General features: G+C 71.7%; 11 protein-coding genes. 3 read left to right on the top strand and 8 right to left on the bottom strand.

The genetic code is table 11. The features are described from left to right. Positions 1-117 precede the first annotated feature (117 nt). The gene (locus tag AB0310_RS11985) at positions 118-1,650 is read right to left on the bottom strand and encodes a DHA2 family efflux MFS transporter permease subunit (RefSeq protein ID WP_187663085.1); all 1,533 of its coding nucleotides are present in this window, start codon (positions 1,648-1,650) and stop codon (positions 118-120) included. Continuing rightward, entirely contained in the window at positions 1,647-2,279 is a 633-nt protein-coding gene (locus tag AB0310_RS11980) for a PadR family transcriptional regulator (RefSeq protein ID WP_313366664.1), read from the bottom strand. The genes AB0310_RS11985 and AB0310_RS11980 overlap by 4 nt, the downstream gene beginning before the upstream one ends. A 189-nt stretch (positions 2,280-2,468) precedes the next feature. On the opposite strand from AB0310_RS11980, the gene AB0310_RS11975 reads away from it, so the two are divergent. Further along, a complete protein-coding gene (locus AB0310_RS11975; protein WP_366237328.1) occupies positions 2,469-3,344 on the top strand; it encodes a phosphoribosylaminoimidazolesuccinocarboxamide synthase in 876 nt (291 codons plus the stop codon). A gap of 100 nt (positions 3,345-3,444) precedes the next feature. After that, entirely contained in the window at positions 3,445-4,800 is a 1,356-nt protein-coding gene (locus tag AB0310_RS11970; RefSeq protein ID WP_062766125.1) for a uracil-xanthine permease family protein, read from the top strand. Between the two features lie 266 nt (positions 4,801-5,066). Here AB0310_RS11970 and AB0310_RS11965 read toward each other — a convergent pair whose 3' ends face one another. Genes AB0310_RS11965 through AB0310_RS11945 form a run of 5 tightly spaced genes read right to left on the bottom strand, consistent with a single transcriptional unit; the run spans position 5,067 to position 11,177 of the window. Next, positions 5,067-6,782, bottom strand: a complete 1,716-nt coding sequence (locus tag AB0310_RS11965; RefSeq protein WP_366237327.1) for an acetyl/propionyl/methylcrotonyl-CoA carboxylase subunit alpha — start codon at positions 6,780-6,782, stop codon at positions 5,067-5,069. Continuing rightward, positions 6,779-8,332, bottom strand: a complete 1,554-nt coding sequence (locus AB0310_RS11960) for a 5-oxoprolinase subunit B/C family protein (RefSeq protein ID WP_366237326.1) — start codon at positions 8,330-8,332, stop codon at positions 6,779-6,781. The genes AB0310_RS11965 and AB0310_RS11960 overlap by 4 nt, the downstream gene beginning before the upstream one ends. Further along, positions 8,332-9,132: a putative hydro-lyase gene (locus tag AB0310_RS11955; RefSeq protein ID WP_363588236.1), complete on the bottom strand. Its 801-nt coding sequence runs from the start codon at positions 9,130-9,132 to the stop codon at positions 8,332-8,334. Before AB0310_RS11955 ends, AB0310_RS11960 begins: the two co-directional genes overlap by 1 nt. Position 9,133: 1 nt before the next feature. Further along, positions 9,134-9,898, bottom strand: coding sequence for a LamB/YcsF family protein (locus tag AB0310_RS11950; protein WP_187663079.1), 765 nt, complete (start codon positions 9,896-9,898; stop codon positions 9,134-9,136). Position 9,899: 1 nt separating this feature from the next. Then, positions 9,900-11,177 carry an NRAMP family divalent metal transporter gene (locus AB0310_RS11945; protein ID WP_259952916.1) on the bottom strand — a complete coding sequence of 426 codons (1,278 nt, stop codon included), beginning with the start codon at positions 11,175-11,177 and terminating at the stop codon, positions 9,900-9,902. Between the two features lie 149 nt (positions 11,178-11,326). On the opposite strand from AB0310_RS11945, the gene AB0310_RS11940 reads away from it, so the two are divergent. Then, the gene (locus AB0310_RS11940) at positions 11,327-11,983 is read left to right on the top strand and encodes a GntR family transcriptional regulator (RefSeq protein ID WP_187663077.1); all 657 of its coding nucleotides are present in this window, start codon (positions 11,327-11,329) and stop codon (positions 11,981-11,983) included. A gap of 14 nt (positions 11,984-11,997) precedes the next feature. On the opposite strand, the gene AB0310_RS11935 is transcribed toward AB0310_RS11940, so the two are convergent. Beyond that, positions 11,998-12,669: a TetR/AcrR family transcriptional regulator gene (locus AB0310_RS11935; RefSeq protein WP_366237325.1), complete on the bottom strand. Its 672-nt coding sequence runs from the start codon at positions 12,667-12,669 to the stop codon at positions 11,998-12,000. Positions 12,670-12,940 lie beyond the last annotated feature (271 nt).

Below are 12,940 nucleotides of genomic sequence, written 5' to 3'. Positions count from 1 at the left end.
GCCCGGCGGCCGCCGACCATCCACCCTAACCCTGCACCTCCCGCGCACCGGAATCTCGGAGAGACGCCCGACACTGCCGGAAGCCGCGTGGATACCGGCGTGTCGGGGTCATCGCGGTCACGCCGGAGGGGTTGTGGCGACGGGCTCGTCCTTGCGGTCGTGTCCGCGGAGGAACAGCGAGGCGACGAGGGCGATGAGGATCACGCCGGCGGGCAGCAGGAGGGTCTGGGACATGCCCGCAGCGAAGCCCTCGGCGACCTGCGGCGGCAGTGCGCCGCTGCCCGTGCCGGCCGGGGCGTCGGCCAGACCGGGGAGGTTCGCCTCCAGCCGCGACTGCATGAACGCGGCGATCGACGCGGAGCCGATGACCGACCCGATGGTGCGCGTGGTGTTGTAGATGCCCGCGCCGGCACCGGCCTGCCGCGGCGGCAGCTTGCGCGTGGCCGTGGTCGCCAGCGGCCCCCACATGCCCGCGTTGCCGATGCCCATCAGGGCGGACGGCAGCAGGAACATCAGGATGGGGGTGTCCATCGTGGTCAGGGCGGAGTACCAGACCAGGGCAGCCGCGACGCAGATCAGGCCGGGGACGAGGATGATACGCGGGTCGACACGGTCCAGGATCTTCCCGGCGACCGGGGCGAGCACGCCCGACAGCACGGCCATCGGGATCAGCAGCATCGCCGCCTCGGTCGGGGTGAGGCCGCGCGCCGTCTGCAGGAAGAACATCATCGGCAGCGACATGCTCGTGACGGTGAAGCCGACCGCGGCGATCGCCACGTTCGCGCCGGAGAAGTTCCGGTCGCGGAAGAGCGCGAGCGGCACGAGGGGTTCGCTGCGGGTGCGCGCCTGCTGCACGATGAAGAGCGCGAGCACCACGACGCCCGCGATGATGAGCCCCCAGACCGAGATCGGCCCCACGATGGTCCCCCAGTCGTACTTCTCGCCCTCCTGCAGCCCGAAGACGATGAGGAAGAGCGCGACGGCGCTGAGCACGACGCCGACCACGTCGAACCGGTGCGGGTGGGTCTTCAGCTTCGGCACGAGGATCCAGGCGAGCACGAAGGCGATGACGCCGACGGGGAGGTTGACGAAGAAGATCCACCGCCACCCGAAGCCGTCGACGAGCAGACCGCCGGCGAGGGGGCCGACGAGAGTGGCGACGCCGGCCGTGGCGCCCCAGAGGCCCATCGCCGCGCCGCGGCGGTTGGGCGGGAACGTGCGGGTGATCACGGCCATGGTCTGCGGCGTCATGAATGCGGCGCCGAGCCCCTGGACCGCGCGGGCAGCGATCAGGCCCTCGAGCGTGGTGGACAGTCCGCACCAGAGCGAGGCGAGGGTGAAGACCGCGAGCCCGATGAGGTAGATGTTCTTCGGCCCGAAGCGGTCGCCGAGTCGTCCGGTGATCAGCAGCGGGACGGCGTAGGCGAGCAGGTAGGCGCTGGTGACCCACACGACGTTGTCGAGGTTGTTCGTGTCGGGGTCGAGGGCGGCCTTGATCGCCGGGTTCGCGACGGAGACGATCGTGGTGTCGACGAGGATCATGAAGAACCCGATGACGAGCGCCCAGAGCGCCGGCCACGGACTCTTCGGTGCGTGACCGGCGGCGAAGGGCCCGGTCTCGGGTCCCGAGGTCTGACGGGAATCGGTCATTGCTGTGCAGCCTTTCGCTGGGCGCGGTAGCGGTCGGTGTCGTCGAAGGCGTCGGGGCCCCAGCGGAGCTCGTCGCCGTCGAGGCGGGTGAGGAGGGAGTCGAGCCAGCGGAGCTCGGCGTCGAGCAGCGCCTCCTGCCGTTCGATCTCGACGAGGACCTGCGGCGGGACGCCCTTGGCGCGGGCGGCGGCGAGGCCGTCGTGGTGGAGCGCGTACGAGGCGACGAGGGCCTCACGCCGTTCCTGCAGCAGCGCGACGGCGTCGTCCCGGTCGAGGTTGTGCGACTCGGCGAGCGCGACGCGGGCGTCGGTCTCGCGGTCGATGCGGGGAAGGGAGCGCCGCACCCAGGCGACCACCGCCTCCCGTCCGGCGTCGGTGAGGGTGTAGGTCGTCCGCTCAGGTCGGTTGCCCTCGCGATCCGTGCCGACCTCGTCGAGCAGACCGGCCCGCTGGAGTCGGGCGACGGTGTGGTACAGCGTGCCGTTGGTGACGGTGATGAGCCGGTCGTCGTGACGCGCGCGGAGCAGGCGCACCATCTCGTACGGGTGCATGTCGCTCTCGCGGAGCAGTGCCAGCACCATGACGCCGAGCGGCGTGAGCGCCGCCACCACATCCCTGCTCTTCCCCACGCCTCTCCCCCTCATGCCCTGTCCCCTGCCCCGCACGAATAGTCCACATGGACTATACACCCGCCCCTCCTCCGCCGAGACCCCGTCTTTCCGGCGAGACCCCGGGGTCCCGGCGCGCTCACCCCGGGGTCTCGACGCGAACGCGGGGTCTCGGCGCGGAAGAGCACGCATCACCGGGATAATGGGCGGGTGAGCACACCGTCCGCAGGAAACGCGCAGGCCATCCCCGGATGGCGACACCTCTACTCCGGAAAGGTCCGCGACCTCTACGCCTCCGAGGACCCGGGAGACACCCGCATCCTCGTCGTCGCGTCCGACCGGGTGAGCGCGTTCGACGTCGTGCTCTCTCCCGGCATCACCGACAAGGGCGCCCTGCTGACCCGCCTCAGCCGCTGGTGGTTCGCCCAGCTGGACGTGCCGAATCACCTCACGGACGGCGACCTGCCGGAGGAGGTGGCCGATCGCGCCATGCTCGCCCAGTCGCTCGAGATGCTGCCGATCGAGTGCGTGGTGCGCGGGTACATCACCGGCTCCGGCTGGGCCGAGTACCAGGAGCACGGCACCGTGTGCGGCATCGCCCTGCCGACAGGGCTGCAGAACGGCGACCGCCTGCCCGAGCCGCTGTTCACCCCGGCCTACAAGGCGCCGATGGGTGAGCACGACGAGAACATCACGTTCGACCGCGTCGTCGAGCTCGTCGGGGCGGACCGGGCGGCCGAGCTCCGCGACGCCTCGCTCGCGATCTACCGTCGGGCCGCGGCCATCGCCGAGGAGAAGGGCCTCATCCTCGCCGACACGAAGTTCGAGTTCGGGACCGACGCCGACGGCACCCTCCGCCTCGCGGACGAGGTCCTCACGAGCGACTCCTCCCGGTACTGGGACGCCGAGGCCTGGCGCACGGGGTCGACGCCTGCCGAGCGAATGGCGAGCTTCGACAAGCAGATCGTGCGTGACTGGCTCGCGGCGAACTGGGACAAGCAGGGCGAGCCCCCCGTGCTGCCCGACGAGGTCGTCGCCCGGACGGCCGCCCGGTACCGCGAGCTCATCGACCGCCTCGGCGCCTGACACCGCGCTCCGCGCGACCGCAGAGCGCACAGGGAAAACTCAGGAATCGGTAGTGTTGCTCCAGCACTCCGCCCCCGATCCCGAAACCTGAGGAGCCCGCATGGCTTTGTGGAAGCTGCACGGAAACGGCCGCACCGTCGAGCCCGGCGCCGTCGTCACCCCCGAGGAACGTCTGTCCTGGCCCGCGACCATCGCCATCGGCGCGCAGCACGTCGTCGCGATGTTCGGCGCCACGTTCCTCGTGCCGACGCTCACCGGCTTCCCGGTGTCGACGACCCTGCTCTTCAGCGGCATCGGCACGCTGCTCTTCCTCCTCATCACGAAGAACCAGCTGCCCAGCTACCTCGGCTCCTCGTTCGCCTTCATCGCCCCCATCACCGCGGCCGTCGCGGCGGGCGGCACCGGCTCGGCCCTCGCGGGCGTGGTCGCGGTGGGCGTGCTCCTCGCGGTCGTGGGCCTCGTCGTGCAGTTCGTCGGCCTGCGCTGGGTCGACGCCCTGATGCCCCCGGTCGTCGCCGGCGCCATCGTCGCGCTCATCGGCTTCAACCTCGCCCCCACCGCCTGGAGCAACTTCGCGCTCGACCCGGTGACCGCCACGATCACCCTCGTCGCGATCATCCTCTTCGCCGTGCTCTTCCGGGGCTTCCTCGGACGGATCTCGATCTTCCTCGGCGTCGCCGTCGGCTTCATCTGGGCCGCGTTCAACGGCTCGTTCGAGGTGCCCAACCCGCTCCGCGGCGACAAGACCCCCGCCGAGCTCATCGCGGACGCCCCCTGGATCGGCCTCCCGCACTTCCAGTTCCCGGACTTCGTCGAGCCGGGCACCTGGTCGACCATCGCGATGTTCCTGCCCGTCGTGCTCGTGCTCATCGCGGAGAACGTCGGCCACGTGCGCGGTGTCGCGACCATGACCGAGGACCCCGCCATCAACCGTCACACCGGCCGCGCGCTCATCGCCGACGGCGTCGCCACGACCATCGCGGGTGGCTTCGGCGGCTCGGGCACCACGACCTATGGCGAGAACATCGGCGTCATGGCCGCGACCCGCGTGTACTCCACCGCCGTGTACTGGGTGGCGGGTCTGTTCGCGATCCTCCTCGCCTTCTCCCCGAAGGTCGGCGAGGTGTTCAACTCGATCCCCGCGGGCGTGCTCGGCGGGGCGACGACCGCGCTCTACGGCCTCATCGGCATCATCGGCATCAAGATCTGGGTGGACAGCCGCGTCGACTTCTCCCGGCCGGTCAACCAGTACACCGCCGCGGTGTCCCTCGTGATCGGCATCGCCGGGTTCACGATGCAGCTCGGTGACTTCGCCTTCGGCGGGATCGTGCTCGGGACGGTCGCGGCGCTGCTCATCTACCACCTGGGCAACCTCATCGCCCGGGCACGCAAGACCGGTGCCGACGACCCGAAGCCCCTCGAGCCCGTCGGCCCCCTCGGCGGCGACCCCGCGTAACGCCCCGCTCCGGGGTGCGTGCGGGACGGGTTTCGCCCCTCCCGCACCCCTCGAAAGCCCGTTTTCGCACTCGCATCGGTTTGCGGGGTGGAGCCCGGACGGAAAACGCCCCTTCCTCACACGAGGAGGGGGCGTTTTCGCACTCCCGACGGGCCATGCCGGCGGGATCGATAACGGGCGTCGGAGCGACGCGGGAGGGACGTATTCGCACTCCGCATGCCCGGACGGGACAGGACGGGACGGGACGGGACGGGACGGGACCGGGGTCAGGCGATCGTGGCGAGGAGGGCGTCGGCGGAGAGGGTCGCGCCGGTGTCCGCGCGAGGGGTGAGGGTGCCGGCGCGGTGCGCGGTGACCGTCGTCTCCATCTTCATCGCGTCGAGCACGGCCACCGGGTCTCCCTCGGCCACCTCGGCCCCGTCGTCGACGAGCCACCGCACGAGCGTGCCCGGCGCGGGAGCCCGGAGCTCGGAGGGGTCCGCCGCAGACACGGGTGCAGCGGCCTCTCCCGCCGGACGGCCGATGCCGGCCAGCAGCTCCGCGGGCAGACCGAGCATCACGCGGCGGCCGTCGATCTCCACCGGGAAGCGCTGCAGTCCGGAGACCGGGGCGACCGCGGGGCGCGGCTGCGACTCCAGCGCCGGGAGCAGCACGGTCTCGATCCACTGGGTGTGCACGGCGAAGGTCGCGGTCGCGAACGCGGGGTCGTCGATGGCGCAGAGGTCGAACGGGATCACGGTCGCCGGACCCTCGACGGCGAGCTCCCGCAGCGCTCGACGCGCGCGCACGAGCGCCGCGTCCCGGGTCTCCGCGTGCACGATGAGCTTCGCGATCATCGAGTCGAACGCGGGCTGCACGGTGTCGCCGGCCTCGATGCCGCTGTCCCACCGCACGCCGGGTCCGCCGGGGATGCGCAGGGCGTCCACCCGTCCGGGGCTGGGCAGGAATCCGCGGCCGGGGTCTTCGGCGTTGATGCGGAACTCGAACGCATGCCCGGTCGGAGCCGGGGTGTCGGTGAAGGACGGCCCCTCGCCGAACGCGATCCGGAACTGCTCGCGGACGAGGTCGGTCCCGGTGACCTCCTCGGTCACGGGGTGCTCGACCTGCAGCCGGGTGTTCACCTCGAGGAACGAGATCGTGCCGTCCGCGGCGAGGAGGAACTCGACCGTGCCGGCGCCGCGGTACTGCACCTCGGCGCAGATCGCCCGCGCCGCGTCATGGAACGCCGCCCGCTGCGCCTCCGTCAGGCCGGGCGCGGGAGCCTCTTCGATGAGCTTCTGATTGCGCCGCTGCATGGAGCAGTCGCGGTCGCCCACGACGACGACGCCGCCGCGCCCGTCGCCGAGCACCTGCACCTCGATGTGTCGCGGGCTCTCCAGGAAGCGCTCCACGAAGCACTCCCCGCGGCCGAATGCCGCGGTCGCCTCACGGGTGGCCGCGTCGAACGCGTCGGCGACCTCGGACAGCTCGCGGACGACCTTGAGCCCTCGGCCGCCGCCACCGAACGCGGCCTTGATCGCGATCGGGAGGCCGTGCTCCTCGGCGAACGCCACCGCCTCCTGCGGTCCGGACAACGGCTGATCCGTGCCGGCGGCGAGCGGGGCGCCCACGCGCTGGGCGATCCGACGCGCGGTCATCTTGTCACCGAGTGCGTCGATGCTCTCCGGCGAGGGTCCGATCCAGACGAGTCCGGCGTCCTCGACGGCTCGCGCGAACGCGGCGCTCTCGGAGAGGAAGCCGTAGCCGGGGTGCACGGCATCGACACCGCTGCGGCGGGCCGCGTCGATCAGCGCCTCGACCGACAGGTACGTCGTCGCCGCGGTGTCGCCGCCCAGGCCGATCGCCTCGTCTGCGAGCCGCACGTGCAGGGCGTCGGCGTCCTGGTCGGCGTAGACGGCGACCGACGTGTAGCCGGCCTCGGCGCACGCGCGGATCACGCGGACCGCGATCTCGCCGCGGTTGGCGATCAGCACAGAGGTCATGAGGTCTCCTTGACGGTGAAGCGCACCCGCACACCCGGCGGGAGCTGGGCGGCGAGGTCGAGGCTGCGATCGGTGAGGGCACCGATGATGGGGTAGCCGCCGGTGAGCGGATGATCGGGGAGGAAGAGCACGGGCTGCCCGTCCGGCGGCACCTGGATGGCCCCGGTCACGGCGCCTTCGCTCGGCAGCTCGCCGCCGACCGCCCGTTCCAGGGGCACGTCGCCCTGCAGTCGGATGCCCACGCGGTCCGAGCGCGGCGTGACCGTCCACTCCTGCCCGGTGAGCGCGTCGACGCCGGCGGCGGTGAACCAGTCGTCGCGCGGCCCGAGGGTGATCTCGAGCGCGACCAGCTCCCCGGCCGCGGGAAGCGCGCGCGGCACCGGATCCGGCTCGACGGCGGCCACGGCGGCATCTCCGATCGGGAGGAGGTCGCCGACGGACAGCGGCGCGGGGCCCAGCCCGGCGAGCGTGTCGGTCGCGCGACTGTCGAGCGCCGCGGCCGGAGCGAGCCCTCCGCGGACCGCGATCACGGACCGGAGTCCGCGGTCGGGGTGGCCCAGCGTGAGCTCATCGCCGTCGACGGTCGCGAAGGGCACCCCGGGGAGGAGCGTGCGCTCGGTGCCATCGGCGTCGGTGAGCGTGAGCGGGCCCGTGGCGCCGGTGACCGCGGCCACTCCCGCACCGTGGAAGCGCAGCACGGCTCCGCCGACACTCTCCAGCACGGCCGCGGCGGGGGTGTTGCCCACCGCCCGGTTCGCCGCGTGCATCGCGACACGATCGGCGACGCCGGAGGCCGAGACGCCCAGGGCCGCGAAGCCGGGGCGACCCGCGTCCTGCACGAGGAGCTGCAGCGAGGATCGCACGACCTCGACCGCCGGACCGCCCGCACGGCGGTCGACACGCGTCGCGTCGGCCACCCCCATAGGCGACGCCGCCACGGTCTCCCGCTCCGCACGCACGAAGCGCACGCGTCGACCCGGCGCGAGCAGGGCCGGCGGGTCGCGGTCGATGTCCCACATCTCCAGGGCGGTCCGGCCGATGAGCTGCCAGCCGCCCGGGCTCTCCCGCGGATACACGCCACTGAACGCCCCGGCGAGCGCGACGGAGCCGGCGGGCACCCGGGTGCGCGGCGACGACCGCCGCGGCACGTCGAAGAGGGGGTCGCCGCTCACGGCGTAGCCGAAGCCGGGAGCGAAACCCGAGAAGGCCACTCTCCAGTCCGCGGCGAGGTGACGAGCCACCAGCTCCTCCGCCGAGACGTCGAGGAGCGCGGCGGCCTCGTCGAGATCGTCCCCGTCGTAGCGGACCGGGATGCTGACCTCCCCCGCATCGGGCAGGGCCGCCGCGTCGACCTCGGTCGCGGCGAGCGCCTCCGCGAGCGCGGCAGCCGAGGTGCGGTGCGGATCGAACCGCACGAGCACGGTGCGGGCGCCGGGGATGCGCTCGAGCACACCGGGCATGTCGCTCCACGTCAGATTCAGCCGCATGGCCTGCTCGAGGTCGTCCGCCTCGACGAGCAGCGCGCTGTCGGAGGCCGTGAGGATGCGCATCAGACCCGGTACTCCGCATCCGGAACATCGGTGACGAACATGTACCCCGGGGCGTGGGTGACGGCGAACGGCGGCTTCGACGCCATGATCGCCGCCTGCGGGGTCACACCGCACGCCCAGAACACGGGGATCTCGCCGGGGCGGATCTCGGGGGCGTCGCCGAAGTCGGGCGCCATCACATCGGCGATGCCGAGCGACGCCGGATCGCCGATGTGCACCGGCGCGCCGTGCACAGCCGGGGTGCGCCCGGAGATCTGCACGGCGTCGGCCACGCGGTCCGCGGGGATCGGACGCATCGAGACCACCATCTCGCCGCGGAGGCGCCCGGCTGGCGTGCAGTCCACCGCCGTGCGGTACATCGGCACGTTGCGTCCGAGCTCCTGATGACGGATCGGGATCCCGGCCTCGACGAGCCCCGTCTCGAACGTGAAGCTGCAGCCGATGAGGAACGCGACGAGGTCGGGATGCTCGGCCCACGCCGCCGTCGCGTCGGACACCTCCTCGACGAGCTCGCCGTCCCGCCAGATGCGGTAGCGCCCGATGTCGGTGCGGATGTCGCTGCCCGGCGCGAGCCGCGACTCCACCTCGCCCTGCTCGATCACCTCGAGGACGGGGCAGGGCTTCGGGTTGCGCTGCGCGTAGAGGAGGGTCTCGAAGGCCCAGTCCGCGGGCACGGCGATGAGGTTCGCCTGGGTCAGCCCCGGGGCGACGCCGCTGGTAGGCGCGGCGTGACCGGCGCGGTGCGCCGCACGGGCGGCCCGGGCGTCGGCGAGCTGGGCGGGAGTCGCGAGCACCGCCATGTCAGACTCCGGCGAACGGGGCGATGGTGATGCCCTCCGCCTGCAGCAGGCGCTTCGTCTCCGCGGCCATCGCGACGGATCCCGGGCTGTCGCCGTGCACGCAGATCGACTGCGCGGACACGGCGACGTCGGTGCCGTCGATCGCCCGGATCACACCCTCAGCGGCCAGGCGCACCATCCGCTCCGCCACCGCGGTGGGGTCGTGCAGCACGGCCCCCTCCTCGGTGCGCGAGACGAGCTGACCGTCCGGCTGATAGGCGCGATCGGCGAAGGCCTCCGCCGCGACTGCCAGCCCCGCCCGTTCGGCGACGTCGAGCACGACGCCGCCGGCGAGACCGAGCAGCACGAGCGAGGGGTCGATCGCCGTGATGGCCGCCACCACGTCCTTCGACTGCCGCTCGTCGCGGGCGATGGTGTTGTAGAGGGCCCCGTGCGGCTTGACGTAGGAGACCCGCCCGCCGACCGCCGCGGTGAGCCCGAGGAGGGCACCGAGCTGGTACTCGACATGTGCCTGCAGCGTGGCCGAGTCGATGTCGACCTTCGTGCGCCCGAAGTTCTCGTAGTCGCGGTACCCGGGGTGCGCACCGATCACGACGCCGCCGGCGACCGCCGCCGCGAGGGTCTCGCGGATGCCCTCCGGGCTCCCGGCGTGGAATCCGCACGACACGTTCGCACTCGTGACGATCTCGAGCATGCTCGCGTCGTCGCTGACGATCCGGTCGGGGACGTTCTCGCCGAGGTCCGAGTTCAGGTCGATGGTCGCCATGTCATGCTCCGATTCCGAGGAAGGCGAAGATGGGGCCGATCGAGACGGCGCCCATGTACCAGGTGAGCGCGGTCACGACGGTGCCCGCGATGAGCAGCCACATCGGGTACTTCCGGTCGCCGAGGAGGTCGCGGCGGAACCAGCCGATGTACATGAACACCGTCAGGCCGATGGGCAGGATCAGGCCGTTGAAGCCGCCGACGAACACGAGGATCGCGGCCGGGGCCGTGCCGATCGCGAGGTAGACGCCGAGGGAGACGACGATGAACGCGACCGTGGCGAGCTGCAGCGGCCAGCCGCCGCGGAGCTTGGCGGTGAACGTCGAGAGGAAGGTCGCCGAGGTGTAGGCGGCACCGATGACCGAGCTGATCGCGGCGGCCCAGAAGATCGCGCCGAAGATCCGCAGACCCGCGTCGCCGAGCACCGCGCCGAACGCCTGGCCGGCCGGGTTGGCGGCCTGCGAGGAGAGGTCGAGCGCCACGCCGGAGGCGACCACGCCGAGGATCGCGAGGAACAGCACGTAGCGCATGATGCCGGTCACGATGATGCCGTTGGCGGCGGCCCGCATGACGGGCTTCGCGTACTGCGGGCCCACGTGGCCGGAATCGAGGTAGCGGTGGGCGCCGGAGTAGGTGATGTAGCCGCCGACCGTGCCACCGACGATCGTGGTGATGGTGGCGAAGTTGAGCTGGTCGGGCACGAAGGTCTGGCGCAGGGCGTCGCCGACCGGTGGTTGGGCGATGAACGCGACGACGAGCGTCATCACGATCATCGCGATGCCCAGGACGATGAGCACGATGTCCATCACCTTCCCGGCCTTCTTCACGAGGAAGATGATGATGGCGAGGGCCGCGGTGAGCGCGCCGCCGATCTTCGGGTCGATCCCGAGCAGCGCGTTGAGGCCGAGGCCGCCACCGGCGATGTTGCCGATGTTGAACGCGAGCCCGCCGATGACGACGAGCACGGCGATCACATGGCCGGAGAAGGGGATGGCGCTGTTGGCGAGCTCGCCGGCGCGCTTGCCGGACGAGGTGATCATGCGCCAGATGTTCAGCTGCACCGCGATGTCGACGAGGATCGACACGAGGATGGCGAACGCGAAGGCGGCTCCCATCTGGGCGGTGAACGTCGCGGTCTGGGTGATGAACCCCGGACCGATGGCGCTCGTGGCCATGAGGAAGATGGCGCCGATGACGGCACTGCGGCCGGCGCGCTTCTTCGCGTGGGCGGCGCGGGCTTCGTCCTCGGGGGTGAGGGCGGGGGCGGACTGCTCGGACATAGGGGGGTCCCATCGTCGTTGGTGGGTGTCGGGTGACCCCCAGTGTAGAACGGACAGAACCAGATTGTTCAACAATCATGTTTCCGTCGTGCTACAGCGCGGTTGCTTTCGTGTGATCATCGCTCGGAGACGGCCCCTACGATGAAGGCATGAACCAGCAGGGCCCGCTCGCCGACGTGCTCCGTCAGCGCATCATCGACGGCGACGTCGCCCCGGGCTCCCGGCTGTCCGAGTCGGCGCTGTCGGAGAGCTTCGACGTGTCCCGCAACACCCTGCGCGAGGCGTTCCGGGTGCTCGCGGAACAGGGACTCGTCGAGCACATCCCGCACCGCGGCGTCTCCGTGGCTTCACCCTCGATCGCCGACGTCATCGACATCTACCGGGCTCGCCGGGTCATCGAGTGCACGGCTCTCCGGCAGTCCGAACCGGAGCATCCCGCCGTCCAGCGCATGACCGATGCGGTCGCCGCGGCCGAGGCCGCCGTGGCCGGGGTCTCCCCCGACGACACGTCCGCCTGGCGCGCGGTCGGCAGTGCCAACATGGCGTTCCACGTCGCGCTGGTCGACCTCGCCGACAGCCCGCGCCTCGCCCGCACCTACCGGAACGTCGCGGCGGAGCTGCGCCTCGCCTTCCTCAAGATCGACGACCCCCGCGCCCTGCACGAGCCGTTCGTCCGGAAGAACCGCGCCGTGCTCGATACCTTCCTGACCCGCGGTGCCGAGGCCGGAGCGGCGGAGCTGGAGCGGTACCTCGTGCAGTCCGAGCGGGTCGTGCTCGGCGCCTTCGCGCGGATGCAGCTCGGCTGAGCGGGGTCCGCGGCTCAGGTGGTGTCGGTCCGGAGCGCCGCGGTCGCGCGGGGGCGGGGCTCCTCCCCCCGGTATGACGCCGGCACGCCCGGCAGCGCAGCGTCCGGCTCCGGGAGCCCGTACCGGCGGTGCAGCCAGCGCCGCGCGTCCTCGAGCGGATACGTGTCGCCGAAGACGCAGTACTTCACGAACACCCCCTCCAGGGTGCTGCGGAGCATGACCTCCTCCAGGGCCGGGTCCTCGGCACCTCGGGCGCGGAAGACGGCGCGCACGGCGTCCTCCGCGGCCGTCGCACCGTCGGCATAGCGCTGCTCCGATTCCGCGAACAGGCGATGCGTCAGCGGCTGCTGCTGCATGGCGAGCACCGCGCGCTGCAAGGGCATCGCGAAGGCCGTCGCACCGATCGCCCCGTCGATGATGGCGGCGAGCATCTCGTCTGGCGTGCCCTCGACCTGCGCGAAGGCGAGGACCGTCTCGAACCAGCGGTCGATCACCGCGGCGACGAGCTGGTCCTTGCCGCCGAAGTGATAGTTCACCAGCCCCTGGGCCACTCCGGCGCGACGGGTGATCTCGGCGATGCCCGCCCCGGCGACGCCCCGTTCGCTGAAGACCTCGATCGCCGCCTGGAGGATGTTCTCCCTGGCGCGTTCGCGGGCCAGACGATTCTGCTCATCCGATCGCGCCATACGGCATCCACCTTTCGGGTCCGGCGGAATTCCCTCACGGGCCGTCTCGGGATAGATTAATCACTGAATGCTCGTTCAACCTATGGAGGGTGCGAGCACTCGCGGCGCGGGGGTTCGCCGCAGCAGCCACGGACGCGTCTCCAGCCGATGGAGGGGGAGGCGGAGATGCGTCCGTGGCCCTCCTCGACCTCCGGCATACGACGACGGACCGAGGACCAGGCCCGGTCGTCGACCACCGGTGCCGACGTCCGGCCGAGCGCCGACGGGACCT

Source organism: Microbacterium meiriae (genome assembly GCF_040702565.1).
Classification (GTDB): domain Bacteria; phylum Actinomycetota; class Actinomycetes; order Actinomycetales; family Microbacteriaceae; genus Microbacterium; species Microbacterium meiriae.
This window is presented reverse-complemented; position numbering and strand designations above follow the sequence as displayed.